We start from the raw sequence: 21,769 nt of genomic DNA, 5'->3' as shown, positions 1-21,769 counted from the left end.
TAAGGACAACGATCATGCAGCGCTTCCTGATACTTGTTGCAGTGTGCTTATTGAGCGGTTGTTTAACTGCTCCACCTAAAGAAGCTGCAAAACCGACATTAATGCCTCGGGCTCAAAGTTATCGTGATTTAACCCATTTGCCTGCCCCGACAGGTAAAATATTTGTCTCCGTCTACAACATTCAGGATGAAACCGGGCAATTTAAACCTTACCCGGCAAGTAACTTCTCTACGGCCGTACCGCAAAGCGCCACCGCCATGCTGGTGACCGCGCTGAAAGATTCGCGCTGGTTTATTCCACTGGAACGTCAGGGGCTGCAAAACCTGTTAAATGAACGAAAAATTATTCGTGCGGCGCAGGAGAATGGTACCGTTGCAGATAATAACCGCATGCCGCTGCAATCTCTGGCTGCGGCGAACGTTATGATTGAAGGGTCGATTATCGGTTACGAAAGTAACGTGAAATCTGGCGGTGCTGGCGCACGTTATTTCGGTATCGGAGCAGATACGCAGTATCAGCTCGACCAAATTGCCGTTAACCTGCGTGTCGTTAACGTCAGTACCGGGGAAGTGCTCTCTTCGGTAACCACCAGCAAAACCATACTCTCTTATGAAGTGCAGGCCGGGGTGTTCCGCTTCATTGACTATCAGCGTCTGCTGGAGGGTGAAATCGGTTATACCTCTAACGAGCCGGTGATGATGTGCCTGATGTCAGCCATTGAAACCGGAGTTATCTTCCTGATAAATGATGGTATCGACCGCGGGCTGTGGGATCTGCAAAACAAAGCAGACGTGCAAAACCCGGTACTGGTGAAATACCGCGATATGTCGGTTCCTCCGGAATCCTGACAGGACGCGCATAAAAAAGGCGAGATAGTTATCTCGCCTTTTTTTATTCACTCACCGCTGGCACGTTTTGCGCCTTTTCTCGTCGTGCCGCCAGCCACAGACCACTGTTCTTCATGGCATAGCCAAACAGCAACCCCAACGCCAGCGAGGGGACCACCAGCTTCCAGTCACCCTGCCCCGCAAAGGTGGCACACGCCCCCATAAACGTGCCTGGTACAAACGACAGCAACAGATGCTTTGCCTGAACGCACATCAAAAAGGCGACCACGCCCGTCATGATATAGCCGAGGATCTCCAGATGCGGAGCGAGCGCACTGCCCTTCATGATAACCAGCGCCCAGATAACGCCGCTCATCAGCGTGCAGCCTGAGATAAAAAGCCCTTTGATCCCGCCCTGCGGGCAGGCGAAGTAGGCCGTGCAGCCGAGAAATCCAGCCCAGCTGAGCAGTCCGAGAGAGACGGCCACCCATCCCCAAAGCCCGGAGAGGATACCTGTTGTGAGTGCGATACAAAGTAATATGTTCATGGCGCGCATCTTAACAGAAGCGCGCCATGGAAATGAGATCAGAAGCACATTATATGCAAGATGATGCGTTGCGTTGCAGAACTAATGTGATCATGATCACTCTTCATTCTCTTCTTCCAGCTCATCCCACATTGCAGCGATGGCGTCACGCGTCAGGGGAGCCAGCGTTCTCCAGAATGGCGAGGTGGCATGCGCTTCAACTTTCCCAAGGAATGTCCCGACCCACGGCAGCAGATACATTTCGAACAAGGTTTCGATGGCTTCGTTCTCATCGTCACCGGCGTGGTCCTCAATCCAGGATGCGGCCAGCAGCAGCGTACCGATATGATCGGCAGGCGTGTCGGTCAGCGGCATGCCGCGCTCTGAAAGAAAAGCGCGCACTTCCGCTTCCGTTGCCCCTTCCTGCCAGGCAGAGCGGTAAGGTGAAACACGGCACTCTTCCCCCACAAACAGCGCGTTGTAATCTGTGGAGATTTGCTGCATGTCGCAGCTTTTCTGCAGGCGCTCCAGTAAATCATCCTGTTCCAGCGGCCAGTTCTGCGCCAGTTTCCCTTCACGAATTAATGTAAAGAGCGGGACCAGCAGCGGGTCTTGAGGCTGGCGGTAGTACAGCGTACCCAGCACGCGGCAAAGGATGGAAAACTCATTCATTTTTTTATTCCATTACACAATTAAAGATCGGCAAATTCGGCAATCGGTTCCATTCCGCGCGACTCAAGGAAATCGAGCATGCGACGAGGGGTCACGTTCAGGATTTGCGCTTCCGGGAAGTTAACATCATTCAGCACTTTCAGGCACTCGCTGAAATCACCCAGTGTGAACGCAGTATGGGAATCTGAACCCAGCGCCACCATGCCTCCTGCATCACGCACTGCGGCCGCCACTTCGCGGCAGTTCGCTTCACTGCCCTTACGCGAGTGCACGAAGGAGGAGTTGTTAATCTCCAGCGCCACGTGATGCTTCGCTGCCGCCTGCGCGACAGCCTGAATATCGATTGGGTACTTCGGGTTGCCGGGGTGGCTAATAATATGCACGTTGCCGCTGGCAATGGTGGCAATCATCGCCGCGGTGTTGGTCTCTTTATCCTGGGGCGCAAAGACAGGTTCATGGAAACCGGCGAGAATAAGGTCAAGAGATGTCAGCATCGGGCCGGTGCAGTCGATCTCACCGTCGGTATTTTTAATGTTCGCCTCAATGCCACGCAGTATCCCAATACCGTCCACCAGGCGTGGCCAGATCCGCATATTCACAAAATGCCAGTAGTGCGGCGCATCCGCCATATCCGGGCCATGATCGGTGATCGCAAAAAGCCTGATGCCCTTGAGCTTCGCTTGTGCAATGTAATCATGGAGGTTGCTATACGCGTGGGTGCTGGCGACGGTGTGCATATGCAGGTCAACGGGATACATCTCTCTCTCCTCTGCGGTTTTTCCAAAGGATAGCAGTTATCTGCTGCGATTATTAGCAAAAACCCGGCTAACGCCGGGTTTCACTCAGTAGCCGCGCGTTCTGTCGACCTGCCCGGTCACCGCGTTGCCCTGCTCTATCTCACTGATGGTGTGCGTAATATAGGCCACCGCCTCTGCCGGACGCGTCACGGCGGCGACGTGTGGGGTCATCGCCACGCGCGGATGTGCCCACAGCGGGCTCTCTGCCGGCAACGGCTCGCGGCTGTATACATCCAGCATCGCGCCTTTCACCTTGCCACCCTCAAGGGCTTTAAGCAGATCGGCTTCCACCAGATGAACCCCGCGCGCCAGATTCATCACGTAACTCTGATCCGCCAGCTGATTCAGAAGCGCGCTATTAATAATGCCGACCGTTTCCGCCGTATTCGGCAGCAGATTGATCAGTACGCGCGTCCCCTTCAGAAACACCGGGAGTTCATCTGTTCCGGCAAAACTCTCAACGCCAGGATAGTTCTTGCGGCTGCGGCTCCAGCAGCGCAGCGGGAAGCCCCACGGTGCCAGCGCTTCGGCCACTTTTGAGCCGAGCACGCCCGCCCCGAGAATACCGATGGTAAACTCTTCACGTTGATATTCTGGCAGCGGCTCCCAACGGGATTGCAGTTTTAAGGCCTGATAATCGTCAAAACGTCGGAACCAGTGCAGCACCTGACTCACGGCATATTCCTGCATTTGCTGGCCCATGCCGGTATCTTCCAGGCGGAACAGGGGGATTTCCTCCGGCAGCATTTCAGGGTGCGCTTTCAGTTTGCTCAGAATGGAATCCACACCGGCACCGAGGGCAAAAACGGCCTTCAGCTTGCGCCCCTGGAGCATCTCGACCGGGGGATGCCAGACCAGCGCGTAGTCTGCATGTTCGTTATCACCACGCTTCCATTCACGCACGCGCGCCCCCGGTAACGCTGCCGAAAGTGCCTTAATCCAGTAAGCCGTATCAAAAGTGGGGTGATAGAAGATAATATCCATACTCATTCCTGCCTTTTTTGCGCTGTTTTATTTTCATTTTCAACTGGATTGCCAGCATAACAAATTTATCGCCGGACCGCGTTGCCGATAAAAAAGGCGCTTTCAGCACATTTAAGAATCATGTTGTTTGAAGTTTGTCTAAATGCGCTAATTTACTGAAAAAGTGTGTTGACGGCTGTTCGGCTTTTCCTTACATTAGCGCCCGTCCCGACAACAACGGGATGACAATATGGTGAGGTGTCCGAGTGGCTGAAGGAGCACGCCTGGAAAGTGTGTATACGGCAACGTATCGGGGGTTCGAATCCCCCCCTCACCGCCATATTTAAAGAAGAGCTCGCATGAAAATGCGGGCTTTTTTTTCGCATGTTGCTCGCTTGAGGGGGATGAGAACCTTGAGCCCCCTGCGCTCTTTATGTCGGGTGGCGCTGCGCTTACCCGACCTACAAAAAGCTACTCTTCAACCATCCGTGCATACTCTTCTGTAAGAAAATCCACCAGCGCCCTGACGGACGGCAGTAATCCGCGTCTTGATGGATAAACCGCATGAATCACTTCTCTTTTTGGCTCCCACGCCTCCAGCACCCGAATCAGCTCTCCTGATGCCAGCTGATCTTTCACCATCAATATCGGCAGTTGCACCACACCGATGCCCGCCATGGCCGCTTCACGCAGCGCCAGCATGTCGGTGGTAATCAGGCGCGGGATAAAATGGATTTCTGCTTTCGCGCCTTCCGGGCCGCATAATTGCCATTTATGGATATGCTTACCCTCGCCCATACTCAACCCGGGCCAGGCGCTGAGTTCTGACGGCATCGACGGTTTTCCCAGGCGTTCAATCAAGGCCGGGCCCGCGACCAGGCAATGTCCCCGGTCGGCAAGCACCCGTAATACCAGATCGCTGTCATCAAACGGACGGGGACGCACGCGGATCGCCACATCCACACCTTCCCCCACCAGATCCACCCGCCGGTTCGTTGCTTCCAGCTGAAGGTTGATCCCGGGATAGCGCACCATAAACCGCGCCAGCATCGGGCCGACATGCACATGCAACAACGTGACAGGACAGGTGAGCCTGACGATACCGCGCGGTTCCGCCTGCAGCGCGGCCACGGCTTCTTCCGCTGCTTCCGCTTCAACCATCATGGCTTTGCAGTGTTGATAGAACGTCTGCCCGACCTCCGTTACCGTAAATTGTCGCGTTGTACGTTGAATTAACCGCACGCCGAGCCGCTCTTCAAGCTGCGCAATACGGCGGCTCAGCCTGGACTTAGGCAGATCGAGTGCCCGCCCTGCTGCTGCAAAACCACCGTAGTCGACCACTTTCACAAACCACACAAAGTCATTGAGATCCTGCATAAATCCTCATCGTTCTATTTTCAGAACAGTGAATGCCATTTTCACTCTCTACCGGAACATTAACTCTGAATATAAGCTAATTACATCAACAGAACATCAGGAGTTCATCATGAAAAACGTAACAGGCATCTATACCGCCCCCCGTCAACACTGGGTTGGCAATGGTTTCCCGGTGCGTTCGATGTTTTCTTATCAGACACACGGCGAGTCGCTGAGCCCGTTCTTACTGCTGGACTACGCAGGCCCACATACCTTCCCGGCGGATGGCACAAAACGCGGGGTGGGCGAGCATCCGCATCGTGGTTTTGAAACGGTCACCATTGTCTATTCCGGCGAAGTGGAGCATCGCGACTCCACCGGCAGAGGCGGCGTCATTGGTCCGGGCGACGTGCAGTGGATGACAGCCGGTGCAGGCATTCTGCATGAAGAGTTCCACTCCAGCGCGTTCGCGCACAAAGGCGGAGAACTCAAGATGATGCAGCTTTGGGTCAACCTGCCGGCGAAAGACAAAATGGCCACGCCGGGCTATCAGAGCATTACCAAAGCCGATATCCCGGTGGTGACGCTGCCCGACAACAGCGGCTCGCTGCGGGTTATCGCTGGTCACTACGGCGATGTTAGCGGCCCGGCGCATACCTTCTCACCGCTGAACGTGTGGGACATTGCCCTCAACCAGGGCAGCCACGTCACGCTCAGTCAGCCAGAGGGCTGGAGCACGGCGCTGGTGGTGCTGGAAGGCCATGTCACGGTGAACGGTACGGCTCACGCGGGAGAAGCACAGCTGGTGGTCATGAGTCAGGAAGGTGACAGGTTACACCTGGAAGCCAGCAGCGATGCCAAAGTACTGCTGATGGCCGGTGCGCCGCTAAATGAACCGATTGTGGGCTACGGCCCGTTCGTGATGAACAGTAAAACCGAAATCAATGAAGCCATTCGTGATTTCAACTCCGGCCGTTTCGGCCAGATCTAACCGTAATAAAGGAGATGAACATGTCTACACCTGCCAACTTTAATGGAGCACGTCCGGTCATTGATGTGAACGATGCGGTGATGTTGCTTATCGACCACCAGAGTGGCCTGTTCCAGACCGTCGGCGATATGCCGATGCCAGAGCTGCGTGCCCGTGCGGCGGCTCTGGCGAAAATCGCGACGCTTGCGAACATCCCGGTGATCACCACCGCTTCCGTCCCGCAGGGCCCGAACGGTCCGCTCATCCCGGAAATTCATGCCAACGCGCCGCATGCACAGTATGTGGCACGTAAAGGGGAGATCAACGCCTGGGATAACCCGGAATTTGTGGCCGCGGTTAAAGCCACCGGACGTAAGACGTTGATTATCGCCGGTACCATCACCAGCGTCTGCATGGCGTTTCCGTCGATTAGCGCAGTGGCGGATGGCTATAAAGTCTTTGCGGTGATTGATGCGTCCGGTACTTACAGCAAAATGGCGCAGGAGATCACCCTGGCCCGTGTGGTGCAGGCGGGCGTGGTGCCAATGGATACGGCGGCTGTTGCCTCTGAGATCCAGCGGACATGGAACCGTGAAGATGCGGCCGAGTGGGCAGAAGTCTACACGCACATTTTCCCGGCGTACCAGCTGCTGATCGAGAGCTACGGTAAGGCGCAGGAAGTGGTGAAAAACAGTGAAGCGCTCGATTCACAGCGTTAAGTGCCCGTGCTGTGACCAAAGCTGATTAAGGCTTAACCGAACACGCACTAAAGCTGAAAATCTGCTTGACCGTTTTAGCGCAACTCCCTATAGTAGCGCCCCGTTGCCCCCCAAGCGGTCAGGCAGCAAAACAATATGGTGAGGTGTCCGAGTGGCTGAAGGAGCACGCCTGGAAAGTGTGTATACGGCAACGTATCGGGGGTTCGAATCCCCCCCTCACCGCCATATTTAAGACAAGAGCTCGTGCGAAAGTACGGGCTTTTTTCTTTTATAGTCTCCGAAAGGGGGGATGAGAATCCCCGACCGGGGTTCGACAAAGACAGTTCAGCAACGTAGTCGCCTTATTCGCCGGGTGGCGCTAACGCTTACCCGGCCTACAAGACCCATGGGCCCGTAAATTAATACGGGCTACCACGATTAATTGTTCAGTTTCCCTGCGTTCTGCTCTCTCACGACAGAAGTCGTCTGTTCTGGATTCGCAGCAGGTTCATCTTTACGCTCTTCCAGCCAGTAATCCGCGTTTTTAATCCCCAGTCGAATCGGGTCAAAGTGCGGATCCACCCCCTGCGCATTCTGAATTTCATAATCCTTAAGGCTGGCAAACGCTTTTTTATGTAAAAGCACAATGGCAATAATGTTAAGCCATGCCATCAGCCCTACCCCAATATCCCCCAGCCCCCATGCCAGATCCGCCGTACGGACTGTGCCATATACCGTTGAAGCCATCAGGCATAATTTGAGAACGAATGTCAGCCATGGACGGTGAATTTTACGGTTGATGAAGGCGATATTAGTTTCAGCAATATAGTAGTAAGCAATAATGGTTGTGAAGGCAAAGAAGAACAGCGCAACAGCAACAAAGTAATTACCAAAGCCTGGCATCATACTTTCCATTGCCGTCTGCACATAGCCAGGCCCTGCTGCCACGCCGGAAATACCGGTATAGAGTGCAGCACCGTCAATGCCCTGGACGTTATACAGACCGGTGATCAACAGCATAAACCCGGTCGCCGAGCAGACAAACAGCGTGTCGATATAGACCGAGAAAGCCTGAACCAGCCCCTGCTTCACCGGATGGCTCACTGCCGCCGCAGATGACGCATGCGGCCCGGTACCTTGCGCCGCCTCATTGGAATAGACCCCGCGCTTAACGCCCCACATGATAGCCTGACCAAGAATGGCACCAAAACCAGCTTCCAGACCAAAAGCGCTTTTCCAGATCAACAGAATCACACCAGGAAGCTCGGTAATATTAATGGCGATAATAACGCAAGCCACAATAATATAGCCGAGCGCCATAAACGGAACGACCATACTGCTAAAACTGGCGATCCTTTTTACACCACCAAAAATAATAAAACTTAACAGTACGGCAAGTAATGCTGCCGTGACATTTGGATCAAGCCCAAATGCAATATCCAGGCTGGCACCAATCGAGTTTGCTTGTACCCCTGGCAGTAATAAACCGCAGGAGAAAATGGTGACGACGGCAAATAACCATGCATACCATTTAACGCCTAATCCTTTTTCAATATAAAAGGCAGGACCGCCACGATATTCACCGTTGATTTTTTCTTTATAAACCTGGCCCAACGTAGATTCCACAAACGCAGAGCTGGCCCCCAAAAACGCCACAATCCACATCCAGAAAAGTGCGCCCGGTCCACCGAAGGTAATAGCGGTGGCGACGCCTGCAATGTTCCCGGTCCCTACACGCCCTGCCAGCGTCATCGTCAGTGCCTGGAACGACGATACACCAGCATCGGTAGGACGCCCCTGAAACATCAAGGTAATCATATGTTTTATATGACGTAACTGCAAAAAACGACTACGTAATGAGAAATAGAGGCCGACACCCAGACATAAAAATATTAACGCCGGGCTCCAGATAACACCGTTAATTGCACCAACCAGTTCGTTCATGTATGACCCTCAACGTGATGTTCCAGGGAAACGGTTCCCCATGGGATTTTCTTGTTAGAATGTTGTTTGAATCAGTACGAAACATAGAGAATTAGACACAATACACCAACTTAATTTTCACATCTTAGTAACATTATGTGACAACATTCACGTTTAAATTTGAGCGAACAATTAGCGCGATCATGATATTCATGGGTACTTTGTGGATATTATAAATACACATCACATTTCGCTGAGCGTGATAAAAAACCAGCGTCAAAAATGAATAACCGACATGATGAATTCCGCAAGACAGGCAATCTTATAAAAGACAACCAGACGCGAGTCGTGAGAAGAAATAAAAGAAGCTTCCCGGCATTACGCCGGGAAGGGATGACAGGTGAGCGGTAAAACGGCGATGTTTTACCGTCAGTCGGAATAGACTTCCAGCGTGCGCTGGCACAGCGCCGACCGCACACAATCTTCTTTGGTAAAGCGTACTACCCCAATCATGTCGTCTTCCTCAAAACGTGACATGGCGTCGCTCAAGCCGGATTTCACGCCGGATGGCAGGTCGCACTGGGTAATATCGCCATTGACGATAACCGTCACGTTCTCCCCGAGGCGCGTTAAGAACATCTTCATTTGCGCAGCGGTCACGTTCTGAGCCTCGTCAAGAATGACGACCGCATTTTCAAATGTACGTCCGCGCATATAGGCGAACGGCGCGATTTCCACCTTGCCAATCTCTGGTCGCAGGCAGTACTGCATAAAGGATGCACCCAGTCGCTTCACCAGCACGTCATAAACGGGCCTGAAGTAAGGGGCAAACTTCTCCGATATGTCCCCGGGCAAGAAGCCGAGATCTTCATCAGCTTGCAGTACCGGACGGGTAACAATAATTCTCTCCACGTCCTTATGGATCAGGGCCTCCGCTGCTTTGGCTGCACTGATCCAGGTTTTACCGCATCCGGCTTCACCGGTTGCAAAGATGAGCTGTTTACTCTCGATAGCATTCAGGTAGTGCGCCTGAGCCTCATTGCGCGCCACAATTGGGGAATTATCACGGCTGTCCCGCGCCATGCCAATTGCTTCTACGCCACTCATCTGCACAAGCGAGGTGACCGATTCTTCTTCACGCTGTTTATGACTACGTGAATCCCGTCTCAGCACACGTTTTGCTTCGCGACGAGCTTTGATCACTGCTTTTTGTCTTCCCATGGATAGCACCTTGAGTTGTTGGTATTCATCACACGCGCCAGTTTCGGCACGATTATGCGCACGAACATCAGAGGGTTGGCTTCCTTGTAAGCCATTGCTTGCCTTGCCGGATGACGATACAGAATAGCTACGCGCACCATTCTGCACGTCGGTAGAATCTGGTTTCTGAATAGAAGGGGAAAATTTAGTGGTGAGGAAATCGCTGCCGGAGTCTGAGCCTCCGCGCCGGGTACTGCGGTTGTTGTGTTTACCTTGTCCAGTACAGGACGATACCATTCGCGATCTCCATAGTGATTCAGCATCACTGCCGGGAACTACCGCTGTCTTATCTTAAGTACATCAGGGATTATCATAAATGCAACATTTATTTTACCTGAACGCAACTTTTAAGACTGCTCCTGCAGTTGAAAACAGTCTCATACAGGAATATTACAGAAATATAACAGAGGGATAGTCATATGAAAAAATAATGTCCCCGCGAACTATCGCAGGGACAATTATCAGGCTTCTATCAGCCCTTGCGCGAGCCATGCGTTCGAATCGCGCACGCCGGGCAGCGCGAAGAAATAGCCGCCGCCGATAGGTTTAACGTACTCTTCCAGCGCTTCACCGTTTAACCGCTTCTGCACGGTGAGGAAACCCTTCTCCAGATCGTGCTGATAGCAGACAAACAGCAGCCCCATATCCAGCTGACCGGAGTTGGTCACCCCCAGCGAGTAGCTATAGCCCCGGCGCATCATCAGGCTTGACTGCGTCTCTTTGGTGCGCGGGTTCGCCAGCCGGATATGGCTGTCCAGCGCAATGGTATCGCCATTAGGATCGCTGGCGTAATCCGGCACATCATGCTCGTGCTTCATGCCAAGCGGCGCCCCGCTCTGCTTGTCACGGCCAAAGATCGTCTGCTGCTCTTTAAGCGGCGTGCGATCCCAGAATTCCACATGGAACTGAATCACCCGCACCGCCTGATAGCTCCCGCCGACGGCCCAGGCAGGCTCACCCTGATCGGCTGTGACCCAGACGACCTCTTTCATTAGCGCGCCGTTGCTGCTGTCCGGGTTGGCGGTGCCATCCTTAAAGCCCAGCAGGTTCACCGGCGTCTCTTTGCCTTTGCTGCGGGCAGCATGGTCAGAGATAAACCCTTCCCGCTTCCAGCGCACGCTCAACAGATCAGGCGTGTGTTTGATGATATCCCGCAGAGCGTGGATCACCGTGTCCTGCGTGTTAGCGCAAATCTGCAGGAGCAGATCGCCGTGGCAGAGAGCAGCATCCAGAGAATCATTCGGGAAACGCGTCATTTTTTGCAGCGCTTTCGGCTTCTGTTTTGCCAGCCCGTAACGTTCATCAAACAGCGATTCGCCCAGCGACACCGTAATGGTCAGATTATCCGGGGCGATGAACGACCCTAAGATCCCCGAGTCCATAGGCGGCAGTCGTGGATTTGGCGTTTCTGGCGCCGGTCCCCCTGCAGTCAAAAACGCGATGCGCGTGGTCAGCAGGCGAAACAGGCGCTCCAGGTCAGCTTTATCACTTGCCAGCGAATCAAAGGCCACCAGCATCATGGAGGCCTGCTGTGGTGTCAGAATGCCCGCCTGATGTTCGCCATAGAAAGGCTGCGTCTCCATACGGGCATCCGGTGACAGCGTACCGGGCGCACTTTGCGGTTTTACCGCATGCGCCACCGGACACCCTCCGGCCAGGGCAAATGCGCCCCCCAGCGCCCCTACCCCTTTCAACAACCGACGACGTGACGGTTCTGCCACGTCGTATTCGTCATGCTTGTTCATCGTGCTTAGTCCAGACCCAGTACGCCACGCAGCAGGGAGAGATCTTCCGCCAGGGTGGTAATCGGGCCTTTCAGCGCGTTACGGTCGGCGTCGGTCAGTTTGTCGTAGGTTTCAAACCCGTCTTTGGTGCGGTACTTCGCCAGAATGGTGTCGACTTTCTTAAAGTTGGCATCCACTTTTGCCAGCAGCTCGCTATTCTCTTTCTGCAGCTGTGGGCGCAGCAGGTTAACAATTTTCTGCGCGCCATCGACGTTCGCCTGGAAATCCCACAGATCAGTGTGGCTGTAGCGATCTTCTTCACCGCTGATTTTGCTGGCGGCCACTTCTTCAATCAGTCCGGCCGCACCGCCCACCACTTTAGATGGCGGGAAGGCCAGCTCGCTGATGCGCTTTTGCAGCTCCAGCACGTCGCTGTTGAGCTGATCGGCATACTTCTCCATCCCTTTGGTGGAGTTATCGCCAAACAGGGCTTTCTCCAGACGGTGGAAGCCGGTGAATTTTGGATCGGCCGCTTTCTGCTCGTAATCGTCTTCACGGGCATCAATACTGCCATCAAGATCGGAGAACAGCTCCGCAATCGGCTCAATGCGCTCGTAGTGCTGACGGGTGGGCGCATACAGGGATTTCGCTTTGTCGATATCGCCCGCTTTCACCGCATCCGTAAAGGCTTTGGTTCCCGCCGCCAGGTCTGCCGTCTCTTTGACGACGTACGCTTTATAAGCGGTGATGGCATCGCCCAGGCTCAGCAGGGCCGTGCCTTTCGCGGCATCCGCTGTGGCATTCCCCTTAACGATGAGCTTACCTTTCGGGTTGGTCAGCAGACCGCAGGTCATGTCATATTCACCCGGCTGCAGGTTAGCCGTCATTTTCTGGCTAAAGCCCGGCGCGATATTTTCGCGCTCTTCCACGACCATCACGCCTTTGAGAATTTCCCACTCCAGCGCTTTCTGGCTGTGGTTCTGAATAATAAATTGTGTCTTACCGCTGTTGACCGTAATGGTCATCGGCTCACACTGCTTATCATTCACCGTCACCTTGACCTGTGGAATATCAGCAGCCTGAGCGGCGAAGGCAGAAGCAACAAGCGCTGCCACACCAACCTGTAACGCACTACGACGAAATTGAATTGTCATGACCCTTCCCTTTTAAAAGTATGTTGTAACTACAGTAAGCACATCAGGGCGCAGTACGCGACGGCTGAGCACTGGGGCGCGATGGCATAAAGAACAGCGCCAGCGCCGGAATAAGATAGATAAAGTACATCGCCACTTCACTGACGCTTGGCGTTTCCTGATAGCCGAAGATCCCTTCGAGCAGCGTGCCGGTCAGTGAATGGGTAGAAAGAACATTGCTAAGATCGAACGCCACATCCTGGAAGTGGTTCCACAGACCCGCCTCATGGAAAGCGCGGATCGCCCCTGCCGCCAGCCCTGCGGCCACCAGCAAAATGAACAGGCTGGTCCATTTAAAGAAGGCCCCCAGGTTCAGGCGAATGCCGCCCCAGTAGAGCAGGAAACCCAGCACCACGGCCGTTGCCAGCCCCAGCATCGCCCCCAGCGGTGGCCAGATCCCCACATCCTGCTGAAAGGCAGCCAGCAGGAAGAATACGGATTCCAGACCTTCACGCGCCACGGCGAAAAAAACCATCATGATCAGCGCCCAGCCGTGATGATTTCCCTTCTGCAGGGCATTATCTACCGCCTGCTCCAGCTGCACCTTCACGTTACGCGAGACTTTACGCATCCAGAACACCATCCAGGTGAGGATCACCACCGCTATCACCGCAACGATACCTTCGAACAGCTCCTGCTCTTTCTGCGGGAATTCACCGGTGGTTTCATTGATCAGAATGCCCAGGCCCAGACAGAGCGCAGCGGCGAGGAAAACCCCTATCCACATCACCCCAATCCAGCGTCCGCGCTGGGTTCGCTTCAGATAACTGGCGATGAGGCTAACAATGAGGGCCGCTTCCAGGCCTTCGCGTAACATAATGAGAAATGGAACAAACATGCAGACACCTTAAATGTTTATCGCGGTCAACTGATGCAAAGAAAGGTAAATTCTTGTGATAGTGATTATCATTACGGCGATAAGAAAAACAAGCGAAATGTGTGGTTTTTGATGACGAGTTGTAAACGCATCGCGGGGTAATAGTTGCGCTCGTGACGTTCCGGTTTATAAGGTATAACGAAAATGCCCATTTACGGTTAATCAGCGCTGTGGCTAAATATCCGCCTCGCAAACTAACCGAAAATAAACCATGTTTAAGATTGTCCATTTCCTGCTGGCGCTGGTGATTATTCTTGCGCTTGCCTGGCTGGTAAGTTTTGACCGCCGAAAAATTCGCATTCGCTTTGTTTTACAGCTGATCGTTATTGAAATTGCGCTGGCGTTCTTTTTCCTGCACGCCGAAAGCGGGTTATTCCTGATTAAATACATCTCCGGTTTCTTTGAATCACTGCTGAAATTTGCCGGCGAAGGGACCAATTTCGTCTTTGGCGGAATGGGTGAAAAAGGGCTGGCGTTCATTTTCCTCGGCGTGCTTTGCCCGATTATTTTTATCTCCGCACTCATTGGTATTCTTCAGCACTGGCGCATTCTGCCGATTTTTATTCGGCTGATTGGCACGCTGCTGTCAAAACTGAACGGCATGGGCAAGCTGGAATCCTTTAACGCGGTGAGTTCGCTGATCCTCGGACAGTCTGAAAACTTTATTGCCTACAAGGGCGTACTGGGCGATCTCTCGTCACGTCGTCTGTTCACCATGGCGGCCACGGCCATGTCGACCGTCTCCCTGTCGATTGTCGGTGCCTATATGACCATGCTCGACGCTAAATTTGTGGTGGCGGCGCTCATTCTGAACATGTTCAGCACCTTTATTATTCTCTCCGTCATCAACCCGGTTCGCCCGGAAGCGGAGCCGGATATTAAGCTCGAAAAACTGCATGAATCCCAGAGCTTCTTCGAAATGCTGGGCGAGTATATTCTGGCCGGTTTTAAAGTGGCGATGATTATTCTGGCGATGCTGATTGGCTTTATTGCGCTTATTAGCGCCATTAACGCCCTCTTCTCCAGCGTATTTGGTATGAGCTTCCAGCAGATCCTGGGCTATGTGTTTTATCCGCTGGCGTGGCTGGTGGGTATTCCGCTGGGCGATGCCTTAAATGCCGGCAGTATTATGGCAACTAAGCTGGTAGCGAATGAATTTGTGGCGATGATTGAGCTACAAAAAATTGCGCATCAGATGTCACCGCGCGGGCTGGGAATTTTATCCGTGTTCCTGGTGTCGTTCGCCAACTTCGCCTCTATCGGTATTGTCGCAGGTGCAATCAAGGGCCTGAACGAGCAGCAGGGCAACGTGGTGTCGCGGTTTGGTCTGCGTCTGGTGTATGGCGCGACGCTGGTGAGTTTGCTGTCGGCGAGCTTTGCGGGCCTGGTGCTGTGATGTGATGCCGGGTGGCGCGCAGCGATCCCGGCCTACGATACAACAACGGCGGGTTATCCCGCCGTTTTCTTTAAAACTGCACACACACCGGCTGATCGACCCGCATCACCGACTCCTGCGCAAAGCGGGATTTATAGATCCCGCGTAACGCCTCAATGTTCTTCTCGCTCTGCGCATCTTTTCCGTGGATCAGCATCAACGCCTTGCTCGGCTCACGCGCCACTTTACCGTCGTTGCCCAGCCACTGTCCGCGCGCATCAAACACCGTTAAGCCATCACGAAAACGCGGCGTCACGTCCCGGTCAACAAACTGCTGCCACTCGTCGGGGGTGATCTGCGCCCCGGCCGGACGATTTAAGCCGAAATAAAGCGTGGTCTGCTGCATCTGGTTATCCACTTTGCAGGTGTCAGTCGCCATATGCTGCGACGGTGCCGTACAGCCAGCCAGCATCAGGAATGCCGCTGCCAGTAACCCTGTTTTGATTGTCATGCTTCGCTATCCTCATTGTTATAAGTGCAGCGATATCACCGTAAATTACGGATTTTGGCAAGAAAAAAGCCGGGTGGCGCTGACGCTCACCCGGCTTACAGTGTGCAGGAAGAAAAATTACTCAGCCTGGAGCTTCGTCGGCGGCGCAGTGTGGTAATGGGCATCCGCTTCCGCAAAGCGTTTCTGCATGGAGGCAGACGGCGCTTTACCCAGCAGGCTAAAGACCACAATACCGAGACTGCCGAAGATGAAGCCCGGGATAATTTCGTACAGACCCAGCCACGCGAACTGTTTCCAGACGATAACCGTGACCGCACCGATAATCATCCCCGCCAGCGCGCCGTTACGGGTCATACGCGACCACATCACGGAGAACAGCACCACCGGACCAAACGCCGCACCAAAGCCCGCCCACGCGTAGCTCACCAGACCCAGCACGCGGTTTTCCGGGTTCGACGCCAGCGCAATGGCCACCAGCGCCACCACCAGCACCATGAAGCGCCCTACCCACACCAGCTCTTTCTGGCTTGCGCCTTTACGCAGGAATGCCTTGTAGAGGTCTTCGGTGATCGCACTGGAGCAGACCAGCAGCTGGCAGCTCAGGGTGGACATCACCGCCGCCAGAATAGCGGAGAGCAGAATACCGGCAATCCATGGGTTAAACAGCACCTGCGCCAGCTCGATAAACACACGCTCGGCGTTCTGGTTTACCGCGCCCGCCTGCGCCGGGTTGTTGTTGAAGTATGCAATGCCAAAGAAACCCACCGCGCACGCCCCTGCCAGGCAGAGGATCATCCACGTCATACTGATGCGACGCGCATGAACGATGGTGTGGTGAGAATCGGCCGCCATAAAGCGCGCCAGGATATGCGGCTGACCGAAATAGCCCAGACCCCAGCCCATCAGGGAGACGATGGCGACAAAGTTCAGCCCTTTCAGCATATCGACGTTTTCAATGCTCTTCTGCTTGATCACTTCCAGCGACTCGCCAAAACCACCTACGGTGAAGATCACAATCACCGGGGTCAGGATCAGGGCGAAAATCATCAGGCTCGCCTGCACGGTGTCGGTCCAGCTTACCGCCAGGAACCCACCCACGAAGGTGTAGAGGATGGTAGCCGCCGCACCGGCCCACAGGGCGGTTTCGTAGCTCATGCCGAAGGTGCTTTCGAACAGACGCGCACCGGCCACAATGCCGGAGGCACAATAAATAGTGAAGAACAGCAGGATCACCACCGCCGAGATAATGCGCAGGATGCGGCTGTTATCTTCGAAACGGCCGGTGAAATAATCCGGCAGCGTCAGGGCGTTGTTGTTCACTTCGGTATGCACGCGCAGACGGCCTGCTACCAGCTTCCAGTTAATCCACGCCCCGAGAGTCAGGCCAATGGCGATCCAGCTTTCAGAGATGCCGGAGATGAAAATCGCACCCGGCAGCCCCATCAGCAGCCAGCCACTCATGTCCGATGCCCCCGCAGAAAGCGCAGTCACCATTGGGCCTAAACTGCGGCCACCCAGAATGTAGTCGTCAAAGTTCTTTGTAGAACGCCATGCCAAAAACCCTATCAGGATCATGCCAAAAATATAAACGAGAAATGTCACCAGCATCGGTGTGCTCATTGCCATTCAAATTCTCCAAAAGTCGAGCGACAACCGTCCGGGTTGCCTTGTTATGTCATCACCGGAACGGGGTGATGGGTATCTGTGTTTCTGTTGGCCGCGCGTATCCTGCCGTAAGCAGTGCTCGCACACAAACGATTTAACACTGCATTTACATCAAATTCATCCCCGGTTTTATATGTCTTTCCTATAGGTTGCACTCGCTCACATTTATACGGGTTGCACCTTTTAAAAGTGTTAAGTACCGCATAAAAACAGGCTTCGTATGCAGAAGCCAGCGCTTTTTTCCAGCTAACCATCCGTTAACAATCCATTCATTTTTCAGCTTGCTAGCCGGGTCACATTTAACACGGTTGCACAAAGTTGCAACATGGTGGATATTTCAGGCTAACCACCGAACACGATCAAAGAACAACAGGAGTTTTGGCATGGGCATGACCACCATGGGGGTTAAGCTGGATGACGCAACCCGCGAACGGATTAAGACCGCAGCAACCCGCATTGACCGCACGCCGCACTGGCTAATCAAGCAGGCAATTTTTAACTATCTCGAACGGCTTGAGAGCGACGAAGGTCTGCCCGAGCTGCCCGAGCTGCCCGCCCTGCTGGCAGGTGCCGCCAATGAGAGCGAAGACGCGCCGGTTGCTGGCGACGAGAATCATCAGCCGTTCCTGGAGTTCGCGGAGCAGATCCTGCCGCAGTCCGTCAGCCGCGCCGCCATTACCGGTGCGTACCGCCGTGCTGAAACGGACGCCGTGCCAATGCTGCTGGAGCAGGCTCGCCTGCCTGAAGCCGTCGCCGCGCAGGCGCACAGCCTGGCGTATCAGCTGGCCGACAAACTGCGTAACCAGAAAACCGCCAGCGGCCGTGCCGGTATGGTGCAGAGCCTGCTGCAGGAGTTTTCCCTCTCCTCCCAGGAAGGCGTGGCGCTGATGTGTCTGGCAGAAGCACTGCTGCGTATCCCTGACAAAGCCACCCGCGATGCGCTGATCCGCGACAAAATCAGCAACGGCAACTGGCAGTCACACATTGGCCGCAGCCCGTCGCTGTTCGTTAACGCCGCCACCTGGGGTCTGCTGTTTACCGGCAAGCTGGTCTCGACCCACAACGAAGCGAACCTCTCCCGCTCCCTGAACCGTATTATCGGCAAGAGCGGCGAACCGCTGATCCGCAAAGGCGTGGATATGGCGATGCGCCTGATGGGCGAGCAGTTTGTTACCGGTGAAACCATCGCCGAAGCGCTGGCTAACGCCCGCAAGCTGGAAGATAAAGGGTTCCGCTACTCTTACGACATGCTGGGTGAAGCGGCCCTGACCGCTGCCGACGCGCAGGCCTACATGGTCTCTTACCAGCAGGCGATCCACGCCATCGGTAAAGCGTCCAACGGCCGCGGTATTTATGAAGGTCCGGGCATCTCAATCAAGCTCTCCGCCCTGCACCCGCGCTACAGCCGCGCGCAGTACGACCGGGTGATGGAAGAGCTCTACCCGCGCCTGAAATCCCTGACCCTGCTGGCGCGCCAGTATGACATTGGCATCAACATCGACGCCGAAGAGGCAGACCGTCTGGAGATCTCGCTCGATCTGCTGGAAAAACTGTGCTTTGAGCCAGAACTGGCAGGCTGGAACGGAATTGGCTTTGTTATTCAGGCCTACCAGAAACGCTGCCCGTTCGTTATTGATTACCTGATTGACCTGGCCAGCCGCAGCCGTCGTCGCCTGATGATCCGACTGGTAAAAGGCGCTTACTGGGACAGCGAGATCAAACGCGCCCAGATGGAAGGTCTGGAAGGCTACCCGGTTTACACCCGCAAGGTTTACACCGACGTCTCTTACCTCGCCTGTGCGAAAAAGCTGCTCGGCGTACCAAACCTGATCTACCCGCAGTTCGCTACCCACAACGCTCATACCCTGGCGGCGATCTATACCCTGGCCGGGCAGAACTACTATCCGGGCCAGTACGAATTCCAGTGCCTGCACGGCATGGGTGAACCGCTCTACGAGCAGGTCACCGGTAAAGTGGCAGAGGGCAAGCTGAACCGTCCGTGCCGTATTTATGCTCCGGTCGGTACCCATGAAACCCTGCTGGCGTACCTGGTGCGTCGTCTGCTGGAGAACGGGGCGAACACCTCCTTCGTTAACCGCATTGCCGATACCACCCTGCCGCTGGACGAACTGGTTGCCGATCCGGTGCAGGCCGTTGAGAAAATGGCGGCTCAGGAAGGCCAGATTGGTCTGCCGCATCCGAAGATTGCCCTGCCGCGCGAGCTGTACGGCAAAGGCCGCATCAACTCGGCGGGTCTGGATCTCGCCAACGAACACCGTCTGGCGTCCCTCTCTTCTGCCCTGCTCAACAGCGCGCTGCAGAAATGGCAGGCCAAACCGATGCTGGAACAGCCGGTCGCAGACGGCGAGATGCAGCCGGTGATCAACCCGGCAGAGCCAAAAGATATTGTCGGCTACGTGCGTGAAGCCACGGAAGCGGAAGTGGAGCAGGCGCTGGAGAGCGCGGTAAACAACGCGCCAATCTGGTTCGCCACCCCGCCGCAAGAACGTGCCGCCATTCTGGAACGCGCCGCGGTGCTGATGGAAGATCAGATGCAGTCGCTCATTGGTATCCTGGTGCGCGAAGCGGGGAAAACCTTCAGCAACGCCATCGCCGAAGTCCGTGAAGCCGTCGACTTCCTGCACTACTATGCAGGCCAGGTGCGCGATGATTTCGATAACGAAACGCACCGCCCGCTTGGTCCTGTGGTCTGTATCAGCCCGTGGAACTTCCCGCTGGCGATCTTCACCGGCCAGATTGCCGCCGCGCTTGCCGCAGGCAACAGCGTGCTGGCCAAACCGGCGGAGCAAACCCCGCTGATTGCCGCTCAGGGGATTAACATCCTGCTGGAAGCGGGCGTACCGGCGGGCGTGGTGCAGCTGCTGCCAGGCCGGGGTGAAACGGTGGGTGCGAAGCTCACCGCGGATAACCGCGTGCGTGGCGTGATGTTTACCGGCTCGACCGAAGTGGCCTCCCTGCTGCAGCGTAACATCGCCACCCGTCTGGATGCCCAGGGCCGCCCAACGCCGCTCATCGCGGAAACCGGCGGCATGAACGCCATGATTGTCGACTCCTCCGCGCTCACCGAGCAGGTAGTGGTAGACGTGCTGGCCTCCGCCTTTGACAGCGCGGGGCAGCGCTGCTCCGCCCTGCGCGTGCTGTGCCTGCAGGACGACGTGGCCGACCACACGCTGAAGATGCTGCGTGGTGCCATGGCCGAGTGCCGCATGGGCAACCCGGGCCGCCTCACCACCGATATCGGGCCGGTGATCGACGCGGAAGCCAAAGCGAATATTGAAAACCACATTCAGGCCATGCGTGCCAAAGGCCGTCCGGTGTTCCAGGCCGTGCGCGAGAACAGCGAAGATGCCCGCGAGTGGCAGACCGGCACCTTTGTGCCGCCTACGCTTATCGAGCTGGCAAGCTTCGACGAGCTGAAAAAAGAGGTCTTCGGCCCGGTCCTGCACGTGGTGCGTTACAACCGTAACAACCTGAATGCATTGATTGAGCAGATCAACGCCTCCGGCTATGGCCTGACGCTCGGCGTGCATACCCGTATCGACGAAACCATCGCCCAGGTCACCGGCAGTGCCAAAGTGGGCAACCTGTACGTCAACCGCAACATGGTTGGCGCGGTCGTGGGCGTGCAGCCGTTCGGCGGCGAGGGGCTCTCCGGCACCGGTCCTAAAGCGGGTGGCCCGCTCTATCTGTACCGTCTGCTGGCGAACCGTCCTGAGCGCGCGCTGGGCGTGACGCTGGCACGCCAGGATGCGGACTATCCGGTGGATGTCCAGCTGAAAACCGTGCTGACGCAGCCGCTGGAAGCACTCATCACCTGGGCGGAAAAACGTCCTGAGCTGCGCGCTGTCGCACAGCAGTACGGCGAGCTGGCGCAGGCTGGCACGCAGCGTCTGCTGCCGGGTCCTACCGGCGAACGCAACACCTGGACGCTGATGCCGCGCGAACGCGTGCTGTGCGTGGCGGATAACGAACAGGATGCGCTGGTTCAGCTGGCCGCCGCGATGGCAACAGGTTGTGAAGTGCTGTGGCCGGAAGACGGTCTGCACCGCGATCTGGCGAAGCAACTGCCGAAAGCGGTTTCTGCCCGCATTCACTTTGCGAAGCCTGATGCCCTGCTTGCGCAGCCGTTTGACGCGGTTATCTACCACGGTGATTCCGATCAGCTGCGCGAACTGTGCGAGCAGGTTGCGGCCCGCAGCGGGGCGATTGTTTCGGTGCAGGGCTTCGCTCGCGGTGAAACCAACCTGCTGCTGGAGCGCCTGTACGTGGAGCGTTCGCTCAGCGTCAACACCGCGGCAGCGGGCGGTAACGCCAGCCTGATGACAATCGGATAATCGTGTACACTCTCCCCGGTGACGCTACGCTAACCGGGGCTACAACTTCACCTTAGGCCGGATAAGCACAGCGCATC

General features: G+C 55.3%; 17 protein-coding genes and 2 tRNA genes. 7 read left to right on the top strand and 12 right to left on the bottom strand.

The features are described from left to right. Positions 1–14 precede the first annotated feature (14 nt). Complete coding sequence (csgG, locus tag EQV24_RS21420) at positions 15–848, top strand: curli production assembly/transport protein CsgG (protein WP_028027948.1); 834 nt, start codon at positions 15–17, stop codon at positions 846–848. Between the two features lie 43 nt (positions 849–891). On the opposite strand, the gene EQV24_RS21415 is transcribed toward csgG, so the two are convergent. From EQV24_RS21415 to ghrA, 4 genes are all read right to left on the bottom strand, one after another. After that, positions 892–1,374 carry a DUF1097 domain-containing protein gene (locus EQV24_RS21415; protein WP_072200468.1) on the bottom strand — a complete coding sequence of 161 codons (483 nt, stop codon included), beginning with the start codon at positions 1,372–1,374 and terminating at the stop codon, positions 892–894. 96 nt (positions 1,375–1,470) lie between these two features. After that, on the bottom strand, positions 1,471–2,025 hold the full coding sequence (locus tag EQV24_RS21410; RefSeq protein ID WP_013097176.1) for a molecular chaperone: 555 nt from the start codon (positions 2,023–2,025) through the stop codon (positions 1,471–1,473). A 20-nt stretch (positions 2,026–2,045) separates the two neighbouring features. Further along, positions 2,046–2,783: a phosphatase gene (locus tag EQV24_RS21405; protein WP_040019375.1), complete on the bottom strand. Its 738-nt coding sequence runs from the start codon at positions 2,781–2,783 to the stop codon at positions 2,046–2,048. Between the two features lie 84 nt (positions 2,784–2,867). Beyond that, positions 2,868–3,806, bottom strand: a complete 939-nt coding sequence (gene ghrA, locus EQV24_RS21400) for a glyoxylate/hydroxypyruvate reductase GhrA (RefSeq protein WP_130627031.1) — start codon at positions 3,804–3,806, stop codon at positions 2,868–2,870. A gap of 231 nt (positions 3,807–4,037) precedes the next feature. Here ghrA and EQV24_RS21395 point away from each other — a divergent pair. After that, positions 4,038–4,125, top strand: a tRNA-Ser gene (locus EQV24_RS21395). Between the two features lie 131 nt (positions 4,126–4,256). Here the strand turns inward: EQV24_RS21395 and EQV24_RS21390 are convergent. After that, complete coding sequence (locus EQV24_RS21390) at positions 4,257–5,162, bottom strand: LysR family transcriptional regulator (protein WP_047024588.1); 906 nt, start codon at positions 5,160–5,162, stop codon at positions 4,257–4,259. 109 nt (positions 5,163–5,271) lie between these two features. Here EQV24_RS21390 and EQV24_RS21385 point away from each other — a divergent pair, with 109 nt between their 5' ends. From EQV24_RS21385 to EQV24_RS21375, 3 genes are all read left to right on the top strand, one after another. Further along, on the top strand, positions 5,272–6,132 hold the full coding sequence (locus EQV24_RS21385; RefSeq protein ID WP_130627030.1) for a pirin family protein: 861 nt from the start codon (positions 5,272–5,274) through the stop codon (positions 6,130–6,132). Between the two features lie 20 nt (positions 6,133–6,152). Then, positions 6,153–6,830: an isochorismatase family protein gene (locus EQV24_RS21380; protein WP_020689641.1), complete on the top strand. Its 678-nt coding sequence runs from the start codon at positions 6,153–6,155 to the stop codon at positions 6,828–6,830. A gap of 137 nt (positions 6,831–6,967) precedes the next feature. Further along, a tRNA-Ser gene (locus EQV24_RS21375) sits at positions 6,968–7,055 on the top strand. A gap of 192 nt (positions 7,056–7,247) precedes the next feature. On the opposite strand, the gene EQV24_RS21370 is transcribed toward EQV24_RS21375, so the two are convergent. The 5 genes from EQV24_RS21370 to efeU form a co-directional block, all read right to left on the bottom strand. Beyond that, entirely contained in the window at positions 7,248–8,753 is a 1,506-nt protein-coding gene (locus EQV24_RS21370) for an alanine/glycine:cation symporter family protein (RefSeq protein WP_038419085.1), read from the bottom strand. 408 nt (positions 8,754–9,161) lie between these two features. Beyond that, a complete protein-coding gene (gene phoH, locus EQV24_RS21365; protein WP_013097183.1) occupies positions 9,162–9,953 on the bottom strand; it encodes a phosphate starvation-inducible protein PhoH in 792 nt (263 codons plus the stop codon). 500 nt (positions 9,954–10,453) lie between these two features. Then, positions 10,454–11,737: an iron uptake transporter deferrochelatase/peroxidase subunit gene (gene efeB, locus EQV24_RS21360; protein ID WP_038419084.1), complete on the bottom strand. Its 1,284-nt coding sequence runs from the start codon at positions 11,735–11,737 to the stop codon at positions 10,454–10,456. Between the two features lie 5 nt (positions 11,738–11,742). Beyond that, positions 11,743–12,870, bottom strand: coding sequence for an iron uptake system protein EfeO (gene efeO / locus EQV24_RS21355; protein WP_130627029.1), 1,128 nt, complete (start codon positions 12,868–12,870; stop codon positions 11,743–11,745). 43 nt (positions 12,871–12,913) lie between these two features. Next, positions 12,914–13,747: an iron uptake transporter permease EfeU gene (gene efeU, locus EQV24_RS21350; RefSeq protein WP_013097186.1), complete on the bottom strand. Its 834-nt coding sequence runs from the start codon at positions 13,745–13,747 to the stop codon at positions 12,914–12,916. A gap of 250 nt (positions 13,748–13,997) precedes the next feature. Between efeU and EQV24_RS21340 the strand changes: the two genes are divergently transcribed. Further along, positions 13,998–15,182, top strand: coding sequence for a nucleoside transporter C-terminal domain-containing protein (locus EQV24_RS21340; RefSeq protein WP_095440288.1), 1,185 nt, complete (start codon positions 13,998–14,000; stop codon positions 15,180–15,182). A 70-nt stretch (positions 15,183–15,252) separates the two neighbouring features. Here the strand turns inward: EQV24_RS21340 and EQV24_RS21335 are convergent, their stop codons facing one another. Together EQV24_RS21335 and putP are read right to left on the bottom strand one after the other, a co-directional pair. Next, positions 15,253–15,672, bottom strand: a complete 420-nt coding sequence (locus EQV24_RS21335; RefSeq protein WP_095440289.1) for a DUF3574 domain-containing protein — start codon at positions 15,670–15,672, stop codon at positions 15,253–15,255. A gap of 117 nt (positions 15,673–15,789) precedes the next feature. After that, positions 15,790–17,298, bottom strand: a complete 1,509-nt coding sequence (gene putP, locus EQV24_RS21330) for a sodium/proline symporter PutP (protein ID WP_029882760.1) — start codon at positions 17,296–17,298, stop codon at positions 15,790–15,792. Between the two features lie 422 nt (positions 17,299–17,720). On the opposite strand from putP, the gene putA reads away from it, so the two are divergent. Continuing rightward, entirely contained in the window at positions 17,721–21,692 is a 3,972-nt protein-coding gene (putA, locus tag EQV24_RS21325; protein WP_130627028.1) for a trifunctional transcriptional regulator/proline dehydrogenase/L-glutamate gamma-semialdehyde dehydrogenase, read from the top strand. The last annotated feature ends 77 nt before the right edge of the window (positions 21,693–21,769 follow it).

This window comes from Enterobacter sp. A8 (genome assembly GCF_004296595.1).
Classification (GTDB): Bacteria; Pseudomonadota; Gammaproteobacteria; order Enterobacterales; family Enterobacteriaceae; genus Enterobacter; species Enterobacter cloacae.
The sequence above is the reverse complement of the archived record's forward strand: the minus strand, read 5'-3'. Positions and strand labels throughout refer to the sequence as shown.